Below are 18,160 nucleotides of genomic sequence, written 5' to 3' on the forward strand. Positions count from 1 at the left end.
TTTAACCACCCTTTGCTCTCTTCTTTGCTCTCTGATAGTTTACGATTGCCATTAAAGATCCTATTGTCAGGAATGCTCCCGGAGGAAGGATCATTGTTGTAATGGATGGGTTGATAGGTAAAGTGATCAAAGTGTAATCGAACGTTACTATCTGTCCAGTACCAAGGAGTTCCCTTATACCACCGATGAGCATCAAAACCAACAGGAAACCTGTTGAGATACCGAGACCATCTATGAAAGAATAGAACACATTGTTCTTATTGGCATATGCCTCCGCACGGCCGATGATGATACAGTTTACCACAATCAGCGGAATAAACACACCTAACGCCGCATACATTGGAGGGAAATACGCCTGCATTATCATCTTGACTATTGACACAAAGGTCGCTATGATGATAATGAATATTGGAAGTCTTACAGCTGAGGGAATCTGTTTCCTCAGGGCTGAAACGAAAATGTTAGAACATATAAGCACAAATGCAGTGCCTGCAGACATACCGATCGCATTTTCGACTGATGTAGTCACTGCCAGCGTAGGGCAGAGGCCCAGAACAAGTCCGAAAATCGGGTTGTCTCTTGTAATACCACGAATATATTCACTTAATGGGTCCATTAATACCACTACTCCTCTGCCTCTTCTATTTCACTTATCTTGGAATTAAGAGCATCTACCACTGCCTTTGAGGATATTGTCGCACCTGTTATCGCATCAATTGATCCTCCAGAACTGCTAAGGCCCAATGAGGCGATTGGAAGATCAGCGAACTGGCTCTGGAAATTGGCTTCTACAATCTTTGCACCCAGACCAGGTGTTTCTTCATGACTCAACACACTCATCCCGCGGAGAGTTGAAAATGTGGAATCTACACCACCTGCTACAACGATCGGTCCCTGGGCACCTGCCTGTTGCTTAAAGAAAGCATATCCTATGATATTACCTGAAGCGTCCTTTGCACGATAGTAAAGGACTTCCCTGTTACCATCTTCATCAACAACGTCGCCTTCAATCGGTTCGAAGTTATTGTTAGCTTCCGGAATAAGCTCTCCCAGAATTGATGTTCGGGCATTTTCCTCATTTATCTTAAGCTGCGCACTTGTAGGAACATAGGTGATACCAAGCAAGAGAGCCGCTACGACTGATATAATTACAATTTTCCCTACAATCATTATCGTATCTTTGTTGGATTCACTCATTGTTCATCACCTCGAATTTAAGTGATGCAGGAATCTTATCCATTACACCCCTATACACCTTCTGAGGAAGTGTTTTGGTTCCGAATGATGCAGGCATTGTGTTTATTTCAATGAATGAAGCAACACAGTTTGCAAGGAAGATACCATATAATGTTCCATCAACGAAGTTCCCAAAGTGTCCATAGATGAAAACGAGTACACCACATGTAATACCGTATATTATGCGTCCTTTCTTTGTAACCGGGGATGTTGATGTGTCAGTAGCAATGAAAAGAATTCCAAAGAAAACTATTCCTATCATTTCATATGGCAATTCCGGACTCATCTCCAGGAAGGTGAAAAACTGTGACATGTACATTAAAGGATTCAGTACACCTTCATGAACAAGAGCAGCCACACCAGAGATGAATAATAGTGTCTGTGGCAACACAATCATTGTTGCAAAGAATGCAAGAGGAATCCTCCAGTCAATATATCTCTTGTATATGAGATATAGGCCGCCTACCAGCAATATAGGAGAAACATCCACCATAAGACCTGCACCGTTCTCAAGTATAAAATCAGAGAACTGGCCGACATGAGGAATAGATAAAGGAGTCATGTAGGAAGTCCAGGCACTTCTGGTAAAGACCCAAGCCACCAGGGCGGGGTTAAATATGTAAGAACCAATGCCACCAAAAACATGTTTTCCAATGGCAATCGCAAAGAAACCAGCAAAAACAGCAACCCATAGAGGAGCGGACGCTGGGATTAGGAGCGCAAGTACAAGTCCTGTCAGGGCTGCATGTCCATCTGCAATCGTTACTTTCTGCTTGAACATTGTCTGAATACCAAATTCAGTTACTACAGCGGCTACTACACATGCAATGAGTATTCCAAGAGCTGGAACACCAAAGAAGTATATCGCCGCAAGACACAATGGAAGCAAAGCGATTATTTTGCTTATATTCAATGACCTGAAGTCAAGTTTTGTTTTCTTATGAGGGGGGGCTGAAATAGTATAGGTCATTTTACTCACCTCCACAGCAACCAAGTTTCAGATTGGATGATTCCTTTGAAGGCAGATCCTCATAGGCCATCTCTATAGCATCTTTTGCATATCTGATAAGCTGTAATATGTGTATCTTTGAAGGACAGACCGCTGCACAGTCACCACATTCGATACAGTTTTCAATGTATATTTGCCTGCATTCATCAAAGCGACCCTGGTCTGCCATGACAGCAAGGCGACTTGGGATCAGTTCAACCGGACAAACATCCACACAGCGTGCACAATGGATACATTCGATAGACTCATCCCTAATTATCTCTTCTGGCTTCTGCAGGGATATCCTTGTGGTTCCTTTTGTTACAGGGACCTGGTCAGTATACTGGGCTACACCAGTTCTTACACCGTTTGCGATTATCTTACCGATGTCACCAGTGTATCCATAAGAATCGATAACATCTTTGAATGGTGTGCCTATCCTGACAATGAGGTATTCCATGCGATCAGAAACACCTTCTATAGAAACAACTGTTTCATAGTAGGGCTTGCCCTCATGAACAGCATCATAAAAAGCCTTTGCAGATTTAATGCCGCATACTGCAACTCCCACATCCGTAGGATCACAGCCGACATTTACCTTCCTTCCTGTTACATTATAAGTGAAGAAGTTGAGAATCTTTTTGCCGTAAATGCGTTTTTGTGACAGGACGACTATGTCTGAGTTCTGCTCCTTGAAATAATAGCCAATCTTACGACCGCCAACCAGTGGAGCAACTCTCAGCTTTTTCTTGTCAACTTCAATGCCTTCAAAAGCATTAATAGACTCTTTATCATCAGTCCTCAACACAATAGCTCCCTTTTTTGCACCTGCTGTTTTCATGAGCAGCTTGAGGGCATCCATTACATGAGATGCATATTCCTTGGGAGTCTTGAAAGTTCCACCGATCCATTCGGATGATGTCGCATTGATAAGTACTGTGTCGATTTTCTTGCCCTTTGGCTTGAGAACGGTATGTGTAGGCATTCCGTAATGCTCCACAATACCCGATTCCTTTATGAGTTCCACAAGTTTCTCTGGTTTGAGATCCTTACATGGAGAAAATTCAACAGCCTCATTGCTGTCTTCAGGCTGGATGACAATACTCATTGCCTTGTTACCATCCGGATGAGCAGCCTCTTCAATAGCAAGAACCTCACCACAGACACTTGAATGGACTGCAGATGAGTAGTATTCCTTGCTTTCGCCTATTTTCTGACCGATAAGAACCCTGTCGCCCTTCTTCACAAGGGGTTCACAGACAGCACCCCTGTGCTGCCTTAGTGGAATTATTATTTTTTCCGGTAATTTATCCAATGTTTTGATTTCCACATTACCAACTCCTTAGAATGCAGGTTCCCTTTCTACCTCAGTAGGCTTTGCACCCGGGATTGTTACTTCTATTGTCTTTGTGGAGAAATCGGTTGCCGGATCAGTTGCTGCCGGATCCTTCTCATATCCCAGAGCTGTCCAGTTGATAGCTGTTGCAGTTGTACCGTGGCAGTCTGCACAAACAAGAGGGTCATCAAGACCTACACTTGAACTTGCAATGTTATGACTTACCTGGTAATACATCTCAACGTGCCTCAGAACTGCATTCGGATAATCCGGGGTTCCGTCCGCATTACCATCATATGATGTAATCTCATCTTCTGTGACAACACCATCTGCATCCGCATCTGCATTCAATACTTTAGCAGGAGCTATTGGGTTACCTATAGATGAGCTATTATCCGGATCTGCAAGAACTTCCGCATCGATTCCTGCGTCCCACCAGATACCTGTAATCACATTGAATGGTTTTAGCAGGGAGCTCTCGGTCTGTTCCTGAACTGTTGGCAAGGCATCATAATAAACACCTGATGACCAGGATACTGTTGGAGTGAACTCTGAGTCATATACAACATCCTCGCGAACACCGTTTGCCCAGCTAAATGACTTTAACACAGGAGTTCCGGTTGCATCACTGCCCGGAAGCGCCGGGATGTGACATGTTTCACAGCTTACAGCCTCAAGGTGACCGTCAACCAGCGCACCGTGTGATATATCTTCGTGACATCCTGATGAATCACAGTCCAATACACCGCTCTGTGCTTCATGAATTGATTCGGACTCGAACAGATACGCCCTTCCACCTATCTGGTGTTCCTCAGTTTCGTGGCATTCCTGACAGCCTACAGAATCGTGAACATCATAGGAAGCGGAATCTTCAAGTGTCCATGCTACAGCAGTTGTTGCAACATCGCCTGTGTGACAGTTGCTTCCACAGAGTGCCTTGCCTGGTGCACCGTTGACCTCATCATGGATTTCAGTCACAAGAGGAAGAGGTGCCAGAACATCAAGGACATAACTTGCTACATAGAGGGGTTCTTTCTGCAACTCTGCTCTGGATTCTTCGATCGCAGCTTCGTTTGCATTTGTGAAATCACCTGATGCTATGCTTTCTGCACGTGCCTCAAAGTCATATCCCCCAACCTGCTCGTGACAGATCATACAGTCAATGTCAACCCCATAGTCTGCCATGTAACCGCCACCAGGATGTACCTGTCCATAGGTTACAGCCATGGTGTCAACATCAATACTGTCAATATCAACACCATATTCCATGATAGAGGACCATTTCTTTAAGTCCTGTTCTACGTGATATGATTCGGAAACTTCCTCGTACACACCTACATGACAACCGCTACATGAATTGTCAGACCATTTCTGTTCTGTCATGTAATGGGTAGAGAGTGCTTCATTGCCACTGTAACCAACAAAAGCATACACACCGGCTGCAGCGAACATCACGACGAGGATTCCAACCAGAATTACATTTAATTTTGCCATGCTTACCTCGCCCTTATTTCTCTGCAACTTCCTCGAGCTGTTTGATCACAACTATAATACTGTTTCTCAAACTTTGCTCATTTGTTATTTTCATGTCATTTGAGACGTATTTACTAATCTCGAATGACTTGCGCACTACACGTACATTAAAGTCAAAGACTTTATCAAGAAGACCTTTTTGTGGAGTTATTCCTAAAAAGTCCACATCCATGTGATTACCAAGTACATTAGCTTTAAGTTCAATTTTATCAAGAGAAGAACCTGGTTTCACGTAAATTATGTGATGTTTTACAAAACCGAAGTGTTTCTCTATACCTCTCCAACCGTATTCTTCCATTAACTGATGAAGGGCGACAACAAGATACTTATCCTTGCTTGAACTGGTTCCCGTACCTGATCCTGTGCTGGGATTGCTCATTCTATTACTTCCTTCAGATGAATATAATAACTACAAAAGAAGGAAATTCGTTTCCTTCTTTACCGCGGTACATAAGTTTAATATTAATTATCTCTTTTCATACTGCATGAGGTATAAAACTGTTGCCATTGGACTGATAGCGATTTTCACAGTATTATTCATGATAAATTATGCATATGATCAGAATACAGACATAACCGTCGAACAGGTAAGTTACTCACAAACCAGAAGCCTGATGGATACAACTGTCACAATATCAGTTATAGATTCCAACGAAACACATGCCTCAGAAGTTATTGAGCGTGCTTTTGATAGAATGTACTATGTTGACAGAATTATGAACAACTACGACAATAAGAGTGAACTCAGTATACTTAATGAAGAAGGAAGCGTTCGCGATGTAGACTACGAACTTGTCTACGTGATTAATAGATCAAGATATTACTCCGAAGTGAGCGGAGGAGCTTTTGACATATCCATACAGCCCGTTCTTGACCTGTGGGCAAGCAAGTATAGCCCTGGAGGAACTTACGAAGAACCAACGCCTGAGGAGATCAATGAAACACTTATACTGGTGAATTACTCTGCTGTAATGTTAGAAGGGAACAACATCACTCTTGGAAATGACATGAAAATCACTCTTGGAGGAGTTGCAAAAGGGTATGCTGTAGACCTTGCAATAGAATCAATGATTGATGATGGCATAGATTCAGGTTTTGTTAATGCCGGTGGCGATGGAAGATACATTGGCACTAAACCAGATGGCACCCAGTGGAGAGTCGGATTGCAGAATCCGGAAAAAAGCGAAGATGCAGTGACTATTATAAATGTTGAAAATATGGCTGTTGCCACAAGCGGTAACTACGAGCGATATTTCAATGATACTGCAAGAGTATCACACATTGCAGATCCCCGAACAGGTTACCCCTCCCAGAACCTCATCAGTTCAACCATAATAGCTACTTCTGCGATGGATGCTGATGCATTTGCTACAGCAGTATTCATACTTGGAGAAAAAGATGGCATGGATATGATAGAGGATGTTGATGGAGTGGAATGTCTTCTGATTACAACAGATAAGAGGATCATACGCTCCAGTGGTTTTTCCGGTTATGAGATGAATTAAAGAACCACATAATCATTTTAGGCTGACTTCATGCAGAGTCTCATAAACGGGACCATGGGGAGTCAGCGTGCTCTTTTTCAACTTAAATGCATCGACTTGCATTGTTCCTATATCCACATCTGCCAGTTCCTCAAGCAACTTCAGAAACTCTTCTTTCTTCTTATTTGGCAGGTACTTAACCCTGGCAAGTGTTGCATGGGCACTAAAACGATGGATATTATGTTCAAAGTCAAAGGAAGAAAGCGAGCTGTTAATTAAATCATATAGTTTGTCAAAATTTCCATCACACCCCAACCACAGAACCTTGGCGAACTTTGGCTTTGGAAATACACCAAGCCCTTTAACATGTGCTTCGAAAGGTTCACATTTTACCGAATCAAGAGCTTTTGAAATATCAGGAATCTTATCATCAGGAATATCGCCTAGAAACTTCATCGTAATATGTACTATATGCGAATCCACAAATTTGAACTTGAAATCACTGAACTTTGACTGGATATCGGCAATTTTATCATGTAACTCCACAGGAAGGTCAACCGCAACAAAAGTTCTCACCAAACCTATCACCAATTATGATTTATATTGGGGGCATAAATTAATAACGCTAAAGAACAGGTTTTATTTATAAAGTAAGAATGTGTAATATATTATGATTTATTATTTATATCGTTGATATAATCAGAGGGGATAATTTGGACAGTACAGAAGTAGTTGTCAACGCTGCTATAAGGCTTGCAGAAGAGCTGAAGTCTACTGCAATTATAATATCAGGAGATATTAATTTCGAAAGGCCAGAAACATCCATACCTGTTTATTTTGCAAGCCGTAAACAAAAAACACTAATAGACCACCTCGTGGCAAGCAGTAAAACAAAAGAAGACCGCTCAAAGGAAATTATGGATAAAATAAACCAGCAGGCTTCCGGAAAAACAGAACATGTAGAAAATATCTCAGCTATTGAGTTCATGATGGAAGAAATTGAAGATGGCACAGTGATAGGAATAGTTGAAAGTAAGGATTCCTATGCTATTGTTGTTCACAATCTTGCTGACAATCACATCGTGAAGATATTGAAGGAATGTGAAGAAAGAATATCTGCCGAAATACTGCGTGCAGTTTTGAAAGTGGCTTTTGATATATCCAACACTGGTCGCGAAGGAAAACAGATTGGCACAGCATTCATTATAGGAGATGTTGAAGAAGTCATGATACGTTCCCATCAAATGATCCTGAACCCATATGCAGGACAGGCAGAAGAAGATACGGATATTCTTGACAGAAAAAACTGGGAATCCATCAAAGAGTTCGCCCAGTTAGATGGTGTTTTTGTAATATCTGAAGAAGGAACTGTAGAAGCAGCTGGCAGATATCTGGATGTTGATGCCAGAGACATATCCGTAGAAAAGGGCCTAGGAGGACGACATGTATCAGCTGCAGCAATTACAAGAGATACGGTTGCTATTGCGATAACAATATCCGAATCTGGCGGAGTTATTCATATATACATGGATGGAAAGGAACTTTTACATATCGAATCCACAGAAAGAGCCATTCGTATTCAATAATACTGAAAAACAGATTATAAAAAAGAGAGATCGGCCAGAATGCCGATCCAATGAATTTTGCCTATACTTTTTTCGCATTCCCGATTCTAAATTTAGAATACAGGGAATTTGATTAGCTTGCTGCCGACTTCATCCATTACCAGAGCAATGCCGAGGTACAGTGATGAAAGACCGAGCAGAAGAGTGATTATTGCTGCGACTGGCAGAATTGCTACACCAAAGTTTACGAGTGCAAGGGTGAAGAATGTCAGATCCAGGAACACGAAAACTATTGTTATGAGCTTTACACCGATTGCCAGTGTAACGAACGTAAGCAGTGTTGCGATGATTCCCCAGAATAAGAGGTACCATGCAAGAGAGGTTGCGAATGTTGCATCTACCGGCATTACATTTCCGAAGAGACCTACGCTTGTTACCAATAAGATGTATGCATATGAGAACCACCAGAGTGCAAATGCAGTGAATGCTGTTGCAGCAAAGGTGTCACCCTTCTTCCAGAGTTCAAGGCCTGCGAATAACTGAGCAAATCCACCAAGGGTTATTGCCATTGCAATTACCATTGTGGCGTCTGAGAACATGCCCATATTTAAAAGTCCTGCGAATGTAGCTGCGAAACCAAGACCAAGGAATCCTAATGGTGCTGGGCTTCCAGTTGTATCTTTAATTGTTACTTCTCCTTCCATAGTTTATCACTTCCCTAATATAAATATATATAATTGTTAAACAATACTAACAACGTTATAATTGTTTATTGCTGGTCTCAAAATCAATATACCAGAAAATTTTCCATCAAGTTAAATGAATATCGTAACTGCTTGCTACCTCCATCAAGTGTTACCATTTTCACCTCCAGATAAGGACTTTGAAATAGAAGTATATATCATTTTTGATTATTACAAAAGAAGATAATAGACGAAAGCCATTTGTTTCTAATTTGGGCGCTCAATAGAGCTTTAAAGTGTATATAAAATTAATATAGAGCTGTTTTACGGCTAAAACACTAAAAAAAACCTAATATAAGTTAATAACATATAACAGTAAAAATATATATATAAACTGCAGGAGTGTTGTGCATGCTTTGCACAATCCACCCACAATCATTCCGAAAAGTATATTAACAAGGATGAAATACATGTTTGCCTTCCGATAACATACAGGAAACAATGCATTCTGCAAATTACAGGAATCAGCTAGATCTTGAAACGCAGAAGTGCTGCAATACCACCAAGTGCAAGCAATTTTTGACCGGGTTCAAATATTGTACTGAAAACTACCAGTTTCCCCTGAGCATTTTCTACTTCCTGCAAAAAAGAGTCGATGCTACCCTTTTCACGTTCCACCCGCAACATCTCGTCCGCCACAAGGAGCGTTTCGATAGAACCATAATTCAGGGCTATTTTCACCTCATCCAGACCGTAGGCGGCCTTGCCATCTATCGCTATTTGCTTCAGCAACTCATCCATTAGACGAGATTCACGGGCAATTCTCGACTCTTCCATTATCCTGTCAACTGCCCCGCGCCTCAATACTTCCTGAAAACCTGACATACCTATCGAAGAAGTGTCCTCAGTAATGACCCTTGAGGCCAGTTCCGGCTCTTTGGACTGTATATATTTCAGGAAATCCTCCTTTGTAAATCCAGGGCCTGCAACAACGATAGCTTCTGATTCCGAAGCCGCAGTTAGGAGCTGCCCTGCAATCTCCTCGAAAAAGACATTTCTCAGGGTACCTTCACCCTTTCCCGAGGATTGATTGATATGAGAATAGACCTCTATACCATAATGACGCACAAGACCAATATCCGCATCACCTTCTTCGATAGCCACAATCACGACTTTTGGACGTTTTGAGCTTGCTTCGGCTTCATTAATACGTTCAAGCTGGTCTTTTTTCCATGTCTTTATTATAGAAAGATCAAGACCTTCTTCAACATTAAAGGTATGATAATGACCGGCATCCATGCCGTGCTCAATAGGACCGTGGACTCTCAGGCGGTTAGAGAATTTGTGAAACTCAAGCTCCTCTACCCGAACACCGAGGCGTACTGTCTTTTTCTCCACCTTTTCCGGTCGAAGTTTATCAGCAACTCCATCAGCTTTCCTCTTGGTCAGAGCAAAGACGAGATCACCTTTCTCTATAATATACTTCAGGTGCCATAGGTCATCCAATGTTTCAGGAACCAGTGTGATCTCACCTTCTCTGCCCTTCAAAATTCTTTTTTTGACCCTCATTATAACACCTTCCGATCTTTATAGTCCATTAACGCAATAATCCACAATAAAATAAGGAAAATAAAGCAATCACTGCCCCTTAATGTCAGATTCTCCCGGAGGGAGCACCATTGCAATCTTATCAGGGGAAGCGATCTGCTTTACAAAATTGGTATCCTTTAATTTATCAACGTATATTTTGTATATCTTTTTCGCTACATCATTCTGGTTGAACTTACCCGGAACAACTTCAACGACATGCTCCCCATGTTTACTGACAGCTGACAACGGACCGCCTATAACCCGGGTGTTCCCCTTGAGTTGAAGAGCCACAGCAGAACCTACCTGCACATCCTTGAAATAATTTCGCTCACCACGAATAACGAATGAACCTTTCTTAAGATACTCACCGGATTCAGGCGTCTTAGATACCTGTTCAGGTTTTATCCAGTAACAATCACCACTGAACTGACCGGATTTCCATACGCTTGAGTATGAGATGACAAACTGTGCAGCCTCATTAAGAGTTTGCTCCGGCACTTCTTTGCCTTCTGTTTTGATAACCGTGATGGGAGCACCCGGAACCTGGGTATGGAAAACAATATCCCTCTTTTCCATGTATTTTTTAACGATCTCTTCATTGCTGTCGGCATCCCTGCCGGCAATCACAAGGAAATCATCTGAGGAAGTGAACCATCTGTAACGCTCATACCAGTATTTCTTCGTATTGACCTTACGCTTATTGGATACTTTTTTCTCCCTCTTTTGCATCGCAAGTTTTGTATCCTCTATGGCCTTCAGAGCACCTTCTCTCTTCTTGGTGAGTTTTTTAGCTTTATCATAATAGACCTGGGCATTCTGAGGAATGGTCAGTTTAATATCAATGGTTGCTTTTGTCCCATCAAGGTCAAGGACAATATTTCCTGCTGCAGAGTCAATACTTGCAATCCATTTAGCAGCAGGTATCGAATCCTTTGCTTTTTTGAGTATGGACCTTATATCATCCCATGAATATCCCTTTGTACGAGCTTGCTCCAGGACAGCGAGGATCTCCTCTATCTCAACATAGTAAGCATATATCTTTTCTGCCACATGAGTATGTTTCTGGGCATCTTCCCCAAATTTCTCGATTGCAACCTGTTGTTTATGCAGCCTGCGTTCAAAAACATCCACTTTTTCTTTTTTAACCGCAGTTACCTCTTCCTGAATGGATTCTGCAGCCATCTTCCCGAAGAATGCATCAAGAGCAGCATTGAATGTAGGGAATGACTCTTTTTCATACTCCTTGTAAATATCAAGCTCAAAGGGAAGCACATCAAATGCCTGCTTCTCGCCTTTGACATCTTTTTTGACCACACATGGTTCCAGGGTCCCGGACAGAAGAGGGGAGAATACATCCCTTAATGAAGCAACGATGGCTGCGATACCATCATGGCCTATATCCTTTGCGGCCTCGCCTTTATTGACACCTGATCTTGAGCAGACCTCTTCAGCAAGGACGCCACCAAGATTGAATCTGGTAGCAATAGTTCTCACCACATCAGCATCAGATAGGGAAAATGCTTTTTCAAGATCTTCTACGCCCGCATCCACCGGACTTATCTGAGCTTCAGGGTATTGATATACCTCTCCACTACGTATCTTTCTTCCTTTGAAGGACACGGGCTTCATTGGAAGAATGATCTTTCGTTCGGAATCCAGAAGAACGATGTTACCTGGTGAGAAGAGTTCAACAACGAGGACTGTATCCACACCACCACGCACAATACCGATCTCCAGTATCCTGTCAAAATCATACTGCTTGACAAATGTGATACGACCGGCCATTATGTGCTTTCTGAGCATCATCGGAAATGACTGCGGAAGTTTAGGACTGGGCCGCAGGTGCTGGCTCATATGGGCGCGCTTTCCGGCCTCAATAACAAGATTATCCCTGCCCTTATTGTAAACAAAAAGATTTATCCTGATCTCATCAGCTGCAGGCTGATATATTTTAGCTATTTTTGCATCTATTATAGATGTCTCACCAGAGCTGAGCTCAAGTGCAAGAGTAGCTACATCAGCACTTGTCATTTCCTTCTTCATGCGGGGAGTATTATGTAGATGGTGACTATAAGGTTTATGACGCATTAAATAGATTTATAGCAAATCATGATTCTCAGAGAGGAGACAAAAACATCAGATGAATGAGAGCACAAGACAATATTTAGTATCTGCATTCCAGAACTACTATTCTCAGGCAGACATAAGACTGCCGCCTGAATTCACATCAAGGGAATGGGGATTCATTGAGTTTACCAGTGGTCAGGATACTTTCATGAAGAGACATCGCGCCTTTGGTTCTGAAGGCGAGCTCCACGATTACCTAAGAGGCATAGGCCCGGCACACGCTTACTACTCCGTGGCATATTACGAGTACCCCGGTGCCCCAAAGATGAAGGAAAAGAACTGGCTAAAAGCAGATCTTATATTTGATATTGACTCCGATCACCTGCCCGGCAACATAAACTCGTATGCCGACATGCTTGAAAAAGGCAAAAGAGAAACGTTGAAACTTCTTGACTTCCTCATCGAGGATTTTGGATTCAACGAAAGTCAGGTACATGCTGTTTTTTCAGGGGGAAGAGGATACCACTTCCACATCAGTGAGGAATCTGTGCTTTCACTGGGAAGCCCCGAGAGAAGAGAGATTGTTGATTATGTAAGTTCCAAGGGTCTCAATCTGGAAAGAATATTCTCCAAAAGAGATATTACCGGAGATGCAGGAGCTGAATCTGCTAAAATGGCAGTACTTCCTTCCGAGGATGAGGGAGGATGGGGCGGGAGAATCAACCGCTACCTCATATCATATCTTTCATCACTGGCCAGTGACGAGAATGCTATTAAGATACTTACAGGATTCAAGGGAGTAGGGAAAAAGACTGCAGAGAATCTTGTGGAGGTCTTTCAGGATGAAGCCCGTGTGGCATCATTAAGAAAGGGTAAAATGGACGCACTTGGCGGAATTAAGAAGGAAATACTGGAGACAATCGTGAAGCAGGGCGTTTCCCAGATGGCTGCATGTGTTGACGAGCCAGTTACTGCAGACATCAAGCGCCTGATACGCCTTCCGGGGTCACTGCATGGTAAATCCGGAATGAAGGTCACAGCTCTTACAATACAGGAACTTGAAGAGTTCGAACCTTTGAATGATGCCATTGTATTCAGCGATAAGTCGGTAAAAATAAAAGTGATTAAACCGTTTGCTGTGCAAATGAAAGGAAAGGACCTCATGGTCAAAGAAGGCATACAGGAAGTACCGGAGTATGCCGCAATATATCTTATGTGTAGAGGTGTAGCGGAATATGGATCACACTGAACTCAAAAGCGTGCTCAGGGAAGAAAGCAGTTCAGCCCTTAAATCACTGCACCCGGGCTTTTTCCCGGATGTGGAAAAATACGTGAAGGAGCTTGAAGAAGAAATACTCAATGTAAATAATCCACGCTCCGTTGAGTCAAAGATGCTTGATACTGAATTGCAGAGTGCGATCACAGATATTGAAGTGATATTTATACGCCGCATCAGGAAAATAATAACCAGTGCGACAACAAATGCATTTTCCAGCAAGTCCCCTTCCCAGGATCTGAGCAAACTGCTCCCTGAAGAGAGGAAAGTATATGATGCTGTGCTTTCGGCTATTAACACAGCTCGCAAGGAACTGATCGAGCCGATACTAGAACCACAGATGATCAAGAGCAGAGTGAAGACAGGTGTAGGAAAAGAGACTGTAAGCCATCAACCAGAGGATAATGTGCAAATTGACCGTCGTGATGACGAGCAGTTGATAGCGGCCAGTCCGGGGAATGAAAGAGACAATAAGGATGAAATAGGCAAAAGTAATATAAATAAAGAATTCGTTGTTGTGCGAATACTGGAGGACCTGCCTACTTTCAAGGCTATGGATAATCGCAATTATACATTACATGCCGAAGACGTTATCGTTTTACCTGCCCTGAATGCAAAAGGGCTGATCAAACGGAATGTGGCACAAATAATCCTATAAAAAATATCTAACTTATCAAGGTGAAGATAATGAAGATTCCAAAGAGATTCAGAACATACTGCCCTTCATGCAAAAAACACACAGAGCATGTTGCGGAAAGAGTAAAGAAGGGAAAAGCATCATCACTGACGCACATCGAAAGACAGAAGAAACGCCAGACCGGAATCGGAAACAGTGGTAAATTCTCAAAGGTGCCTGGTGGAGACAAACCAACAAAGAGAATATGGCTCAGATACAGGTGCTCAGAATGTAAAAAGGCACACCAGAGACCATGCTTTAGAGCTAAGAAATTCGAGTTTGCGGAGTGATTAAGATGAACAAACCAAAGAGCAGATTTTTACGTGTAAAATGTAATGATTGTGAGAACGAACAGGTAATATTCGGCAGTGCAAGCCGCAAGGTAACATGCCTTGTATGTGGAAGAACACTCGCAGAACCTACCGGTGGAAAGTCAACAATCACAACACACATACTCGAAGTACTCGAGTAGATAAAAGTGATTTATAATGGATGAGAACATTTGGCCCGAAAGCGGGGATTTTGTTGTTTGTGCCGTAAAGAGCGTAACAGACTTCGGTGCATACACTACCCTTGAGGAATTCGATGGAAAGGAAGGTTTTATCCACATATCGGAGATCAAGGCCGGATGGGTCAAATACGTAAGAGACCACGTACGTGAAGGTCAGAAAGTAGTCTGCAAAGTGTTGAATGTAGACCCTTCACGCCGCCACATTGACCTGTCCTTAAAGGATGTCAACGAGCATCAGAAACGTGCGAAGATACAGGACTGGAAGAACGAACAGAAGGCATTTAAGTGGCTTCAGTTCGTTTCAGAGGAAACCGGCACCGACGAAGAAGAGATGGACAAGTTAAAGCTCAAATTGCTGGAGAGCTTTGGCAGTCTTTATTCCGCATTTGAAGAAGCAGCCATTAACGCAGAGGATGCTTTCAACGAAGTAAAGATGAAGAAGAAACTTGTTTCAAGTATCGTCAGTGTCGCACAGAGCAACATCAAGTTGCCTTTTGTAGACATTGCAGGATTCATCGACCTCAACTGCTACCTACCTGATGGAATCGAGATCATTAAAGAGGCACTTAATGCCGGAAATGATGTTGACAAGGAAGAAGGTATCAGAGTGGAGATCAGTTATACCGGTGCCCCAAGATATCGTATAAAAGTGATAGCCCCTGACTATAAGAAGGCAGAAGCAGTATTGAAGAAGTCTGCAACAGCAGCCATCAGTACTATTGAGAAGCTTGGTGGAAAAGGCGAATTCCACAGGCATAACGATACCGTAAAGGCGTGAGATTCCTTTGGGACAAAAAATCTATAAATGCAGGAACTGTGGCAGATATACTCTGGAAACAGTCTGTCAGCAATGTGGTTTAAGCACTATTAGGCCACAACCTGCAAAATTTTCCCCAAAAGACCCTTATGGAAAATATCGCAGGTTAGCGAGAAAAGAGGGAATTCTATGCAGGAAATAGAAGTAGTTCGTATCAAAGAAGACGTTCAGCTTAAAGACCCAATATTAATTGTAGGGCTTCCCGGAGTAGGACATGTTGGAAAACTTGTTGCTGAACACTTGGTAGAAGAACTCGACGCAGAAAAAATACTGGAGATATATTCCCATCATTTTCCACCACAGGTTCTTGTAGATGAGAACAGTGAGATTCATCTGGTAAACAATGAGATCTATGTTTGTAAAACTGAAAAGTATGATATACTTGCACTCATAGGAGATCACCAGAGCTCTTCAACAGAAGGACACTATAAGCTCTGCACACTTTACCTTGATATTGCCCGGGAATTCGGAGTGAAAAGAATATACACACTCGGCGGTTTTCCTACCGGACAACTTACCTATTCTGACGAAGTACTCGGTGCAGTTAACAACATCGAACTTGTTGAACAACTCAAAGAACACGGAGTTACCTTTAAGGAAAACGAACCCGGCGGAGGAATCGTTGGTGCTTCAGGACTTTTGCTTGGAATGAGCAAATTAAAGCATATAGATGCAGCGTGCCTTATGGGACTCACTTCCGGCTATCTTGTAGATCCTAAAAGTGCACAGTCATTGCTTAAGGTAATCTGTAAGATACTCGAAATAGACATTGACGTAGGGCCTCTTGAAGAGCGTGCCAAGGAAATGGAAAAAATTGTTGCAAGGCTTAAGGAAGTAGAGCAGCAACAAAAAGGAATACCTGACATGAACTCTGTCAAAGATGATGATCTGAGATATATTGGCTAAGATCAAATGTTAATCAATGCCGACCTTCATCTTCATTCCAAATATTCGATGGCTTGTTCGAATAAAATGGAACTGCCAGTAATGGCAGAAGAAGCGGCAAAAAAAGGTATAGACCTGGTTGCAACCGGGGACTGCACCCATCCCGATTGGTTAAAGGAAATTAAAAAAGCAGCAGTGAATGATGAAACTGTAGCCATCGGGAAAACTAATTTTATAATCACTACTGAAGTGGAAGATAGCAGCCGCGTACATCACTTGCTTATCTTACCATCAATTTCAAAAGCTGAAGAGCTTGCAGAGAGATTGAGCAAATACACCAACCTAAAAGCTGATGGAAGACCCACGGTAAGGCTCAATGGATGTGAAATTGCCGAGATTGCAAAGGATATAGATGCAATGATCGGCCCCTGTCATGCATTCACACCGTGGACAGCATTGTATGCATACCATGATTCTCTTAAAAGTTGCTATGGAGATATGAAAGACTATGTTTCATTCCTTGAACTTGGCCTGAGTGCTGATAGTGACTATGCAGACAGGATAGAAGAACTCCACAGACTTACATTCCTTTCTAACTCCGATGCACATTCCCCCTGGTCCAATAAACTTGCACGGGAGTTCAACCAGCTTAATGTTCCAGAAATATCCTTTGAAGGATTGCGAAAAGCTATTTTAAGAGAAGATGGTTACGGAGTTACCCATAATGTCGGATTCTACCCCCAGGAAGGAAAATACAATGAATCCGCGTGCATCAAATGTTTTACACATTACAGCTTAGAAGAATGCCTTGCAAGCAATTGGAAATGTGCCAACTGTGGCGGACTCGTCAAAAAAGGAGTTAAGGACAGGGTGAACGAGCTTGCAAATTTCGATGAGCCAAAACATCCCCCACACAGGCCACCTTATGTACACCTGATGCCTCTTTCCGAAATAATTATGACTGCACTTGGACATGCAAGCATAAACACCAAGGGCGTGCAGACTGCATGGAACGGCCTGATGCAAAGATATGGTAACGAATTGAATGTACTCCTGAATGCCAATACAGACGAAATGAGCAAAATGGATTTTCTGGACAAACATGTTGTAAATGCGATACTCGCATTCAGGGAAAAGAAACTTATAATTCACCCCGGCGGCGGTGGCCAGTACGGTCACATCGAAATCCCACAGGAAATACAGGATACAATACCATCGCTCCAAAAGAAGAATCAGAGTTCTCTCTTTGACTTCTAAACATTACCTCGTTACCTTTTTAAGAGATTAAGACCTTCAAACCCAAAGTGCCGAGGTGGCAGAGCGGACTAATCCAACGGCAAATGCCTTGGAGTCCATACGCGACCGGCTCGAGACCGGTTTCTCCGGAAGGAGTGCTTGGGTTCAAATCCCAACCTCGGCGTTCTGCTTTTTTCAACAATTGATATGTTTATTACTTATTTTTAAAGTATCAGTGAGAAACTTTAGATGTATACAGTTGTATAGATTTGTACAT

General features: G+C 42.4%; 20 protein-coding genes and 1 tRNA gene. 11 read left to right on the forward strand and 10 right to left on the reverse strand.

Annotation, left to right across the window (positions count from 1 at the left end; all coding sequences use genetic code 11):
* Position 1: 1 nt before the first annotated feature.
* The 6 genes from rnfE to RE476_RS07740 are packed head-to-tail and all read right to left on the reverse strand — an operon-like array spanning position 2 to position 5,472.
* Positions 2–616: an Rnf electron transport complex subunit RnfE gene (gene rnfE / locus RE476_RS07715; RefSeq protein WP_309307078.1), complete on the reverse strand. Its 615-nt coding sequence runs from the start codon at positions 614–616 to the stop codon at positions 2–4.
* An 8-nt stretch (positions 617–624) separates the two neighbouring features.
* On the reverse strand, positions 625–1,197 hold the full coding sequence (rnfG, locus tag RE476_RS07720; protein ID WP_309307079.1) for an Rnf electron transport complex subunit RnfG: 573 nt from the start codon (positions 1,195–1,197) through the stop codon (positions 625–627).
* Positions 1,190–2,206: an Rnf electron transport complex subunit RnfD gene (rnfD, locus tag RE476_RS07725; RefSeq protein WP_309307080.1), complete on the reverse strand. Its 1,017-nt coding sequence runs from the start codon at positions 2,204–2,206 to the stop codon at positions 1,190–1,192. Before rnfD ends, rnfG begins: the two co-directional genes overlap by 8 nt.
* Position 2,207: 1 nt before the next feature.
* A complete protein-coding gene (rnfC, locus tag RE476_RS07730; RefSeq protein WP_309307081.1) occupies positions 2,208–3,554 on the reverse strand; it encodes an Rnf electron transport complex subunit RnfC in 1,347 nt (448 codons plus the stop codon).
* Between the two features lie 12 nt (positions 3,555–3,566).
* Positions 3,567–5,054, reverse strand: coding sequence for a methanogenesis multiheme c-type cytochrome (mmcA, locus tag RE476_RS07735; RefSeq protein WP_309307082.1), 1,488 nt, complete (start codon positions 5,052–5,054; stop codon positions 3,567–3,569).
* Positions 5,055–5,067: 13 nt separating this feature from the next.
* On the reverse strand, positions 5,068–5,472 hold the full coding sequence (locus RE476_RS07740; RefSeq protein ID WP_309307083.1) for a hypothetical protein: 405 nt from the start codon (positions 5,470–5,472) through the stop codon (positions 5,068–5,070).
* 106 nt (positions 5,473–5,578) lie between these two features.
* Between RE476_RS07740 and RE476_RS07745 the strand changes: the two genes are divergently transcribed.
* A complete protein-coding gene (locus RE476_RS07745) occupies positions 5,579–6,598 on the forward strand; it encodes an FAD:protein FMN transferase (RefSeq protein WP_309307084.1) in 1,020 nt (339 codons plus the stop codon).
* A 12-nt stretch (positions 6,599–6,610) separates the two neighbouring features.
* On the opposite strand, the gene thpR is transcribed toward RE476_RS07745, so the two are convergent.
* Entirely contained in the window at positions 6,611–7,153 is a 543-nt protein-coding gene (gene thpR, locus RE476_RS07750; protein WP_309307085.1) for an RNA 2',3'-cyclic phosphodiesterase, read from the reverse strand.
* A 137-nt stretch (positions 7,154–7,290) separates the two neighbouring features.
* On the opposite strand from thpR, the gene RE476_RS07755 reads away from it, so the two are divergent.
* Entirely contained in the window at positions 7,291–8,163 is an 873-nt protein-coding gene (locus RE476_RS07755; RefSeq protein WP_309307086.1) for a DNA integrity scanning protein DisA nucleotide-binding domain protein, read from the forward strand.
* Positions 8,164–8,255: 92 nt separating this feature from the next.
* On the opposite strand, the gene RE476_RS07760 is transcribed toward RE476_RS07755, so the two are convergent.
* The 3 genes from RE476_RS07760 to rqcH form a co-directional block, all read right to left on the reverse strand.
* On the reverse strand, positions 8,256–8,846 hold the full coding sequence (locus RE476_RS07760) for an acetate uptake transporter (RefSeq protein ID WP_309307087.1): 591 nt from the start codon (positions 8,844–8,846) through the stop codon (positions 8,256–8,258).
* Positions 8,847–9,353: 507 nt separating this feature from the next.
* On the reverse strand, positions 9,354–10,394 hold the full coding sequence (locus RE476_RS07765) for an mRNA surveillance protein pelota (protein WP_309307088.1): 1,041 nt from the start codon (positions 10,392–10,394) through the stop codon (positions 9,354–9,356).
* Positions 10,395–10,463: 69 nt separating this feature from the next.
* Positions 10,464–12,458, reverse strand: coding sequence for a ribosome rescue protein RqcH (rqcH, locus tag RE476_RS07770; protein WP_309307089.1), 1,995 nt, complete (start codon positions 12,456–12,458; stop codon positions 10,464–10,466).
* 97 nt (positions 12,459–12,555) lie between these two features.
* Here rqcH and priS point away from each other — a divergent pair, with 97 nt between their 5' ends.
* The 9 genes from priS (at position 12,556) to RE476_RS07815 (ending at position 18,067) form a co-directional block, all read left to right on the forward strand.
* Positions 12,556–13,731 carry a DNA primase catalytic subunit PriS gene (gene priS / locus RE476_RS07775; protein WP_309307090.1) on the forward strand — a complete coding sequence of 392 codons (1,176 nt, stop codon included), beginning with the start codon at positions 12,556–12,558 and terminating at the stop codon, positions 13,729–13,731.
* Complete coding sequence (locus RE476_RS07780) at positions 13,718–14,416, forward strand: hypothetical protein (protein WP_309307091.1); 699 nt, start codon at positions 13,718–13,720, stop codon at positions 14,414–14,416. Before priS ends, RE476_RS07780 begins: the two co-directional genes overlap by 14 nt.
* 29 nt (positions 14,417–14,445) lie before the next feature.
* A complete protein-coding gene (locus tag RE476_RS07785) occupies positions 14,446–14,724 on the forward strand; it encodes a 50S ribosomal protein L44e (protein ID WP_309307092.1) in 279 nt (92 codons plus the stop codon).
* 5 nt (positions 14,725–14,729) lie between these two features.
* Positions 14,730–14,906 carry a 30S ribosomal protein S27e gene (locus RE476_RS07790; RefSeq protein ID WP_015053158.1) on the forward strand — a complete coding sequence of 59 codons (177 nt, stop codon included), beginning with the start codon at positions 14,730–14,732 and terminating at the stop codon, positions 14,904–14,906.
* Between the two features lie 16 nt (positions 14,907–14,922).
* A complete protein-coding gene (locus RE476_RS07795; protein ID WP_309307093.1) occupies positions 14,923–15,723 on the forward strand; it encodes a translation initiation factor IF-2 subunit alpha in 801 nt (266 codons plus the stop codon).
* A gap of 7 nt (positions 15,724–15,730) precedes the next feature.
* Entirely contained in the window at positions 15,731–15,904 is a 174-nt protein-coding gene (locus tag RE476_RS07800; RefSeq protein WP_309307094.1) for an RNA-protein complex protein Nop10, read from the forward strand.
* On the forward strand, positions 15,892–16,668 hold the full coding sequence (locus RE476_RS07805; RefSeq protein ID WP_309307095.1) for a proteasome assembly chaperone family protein: 777 nt from the start codon (positions 15,892–15,894) through the stop codon (positions 16,666–16,668). Before RE476_RS07800 ends, RE476_RS07805 begins: the two co-directional genes overlap by 13 nt.
* 6 nt (positions 16,669–16,674) lie before the next feature.
* Positions 16,675–17,904: a TIGR00375 family protein gene (locus RE476_RS07810; RefSeq protein ID WP_309307096.1), complete on the forward strand. Its 1,230-nt coding sequence runs from the start codon at positions 16,675–16,677 to the stop codon at positions 17,902–17,904.
* A gap of 49 nt (positions 17,905–17,953) precedes the next feature.
* A tRNA-Ser gene (locus RE476_RS07815) sits at positions 17,954–18,067 on the forward strand.
* Positions 18,068–18,160: the final 93 nt, after the last annotated feature.

Origin of the sequence: Methanolobus mangrovi (assembly GCF_031312535.1) — an archaeon.
Lineage (GTDB): Archaea > Halobacteriota > Methanosarcinia > Methanosarcinales > Methanosarcinaceae > Methanolobus > Methanolobus mangrovi.

Bases quoted from the DNA above. Each gene is read 5' to 3' on its own strand.
- rnfE (WP_309307078.1), bottom strand. From the start codon at position 616: ATGGACCCATTAAGTGAATATATTCGTGGTATTACAAGAGACAACCCG.
- rnfG (WP_309307079.1), bottom strand. From the start codon at position 1,197: ATGAGTGAATCCAACAAAGATACGATAATGATTGTAGGGAAAATTGTA.
- rnfD (WP_309307080.1), bottom strand. From the start codon at position 2,206: ATGACCTATACTATTTCAGCCCCCCCTCATAAGAAAACAAAACTTGAC.
- mmcA (WP_309307082.1), bottom strand. From the start codon at position 5,054: ATGGCAAAATTAAATGTAATTCTGGTTGGAATCCTCGTCGTGATGTTC.
- RE476_RS07740 (WP_309307083.1), bottom strand. From the start codon at position 5,472: ATGAGCAATCCCAGCACAGGATCAGGTACGGGAACCAGTTCAAGCAAG.
- RE476_RS07745 (WP_309307084.1), top strand. From the start codon at position 5,579: ATGAGGTATAAAACTGTTGCCATTGGACTGATAGCGATTTTCACAGTA.
- RE476_RS07760 (WP_309307087.1), bottom strand. From the start codon at position 8,846: ATGGAAGGAGAAGTAACAATTAAAGATACAACTGGAAGCCCAGCACCA.
- RE476_RS07765 (WP_309307088.1), bottom strand. From the start codon at position 10,394: ATGAGGGTCAAAAAAAGAATTTTGAAGGGCAGAGAAGGTGAGATCACA.
- rqcH (WP_309307089.1), bottom strand. From the start codon at position 12,458: ATGAAGAAGGAAATGACAAGTGCTGATGTAGCTACTCTTGCACTTGAG.
- priS (WP_309307090.1), top strand. From the start codon at position 12,556: ATGAATGAGAGCACAAGACAATATTTAGTATCTGCATTCCAGAACTAC.
- RE476_RS07780 (WP_309307091.1), top strand. From the start codon at position 13,718: ATGGATCACACTGAACTCAAAAGCGTGCTCAGGGAAGAAAGCAGTTCA.
- RE476_RS07785 (WP_309307092.1), top strand. From the start codon at position 14,446: ATGAAGATTCCAAAGAGATTCAGAACATACTGCCCTTCATGCAAAAAA.
- RE476_RS07790 (WP_015053158.1), top strand. From the start codon at position 14,730: ATGAACAAACCAAAGAGCAGATTTTTACGTGTAAAATGTAATGATTGT.
- RE476_RS07795 (WP_309307093.1), top strand. From the start codon at position 14,923: ATGGATGAGAACATTTGGCCCGAAAGCGGGGATTTTGTTGTTTGTGCC.
- RE476_RS07805 (WP_309307095.1), top strand. From the start codon at position 15,892: ATGCAGGAAATAGAAGTAGTTCGTATCAAAGAAGACGTTCAGCTTAAA.
- RE476_RS07810 (WP_309307096.1), top strand. From the start codon at position 16,675: ATGTTAATCAATGCCGACCTTCATCTTCATTCCAAATATTCGATGGCT.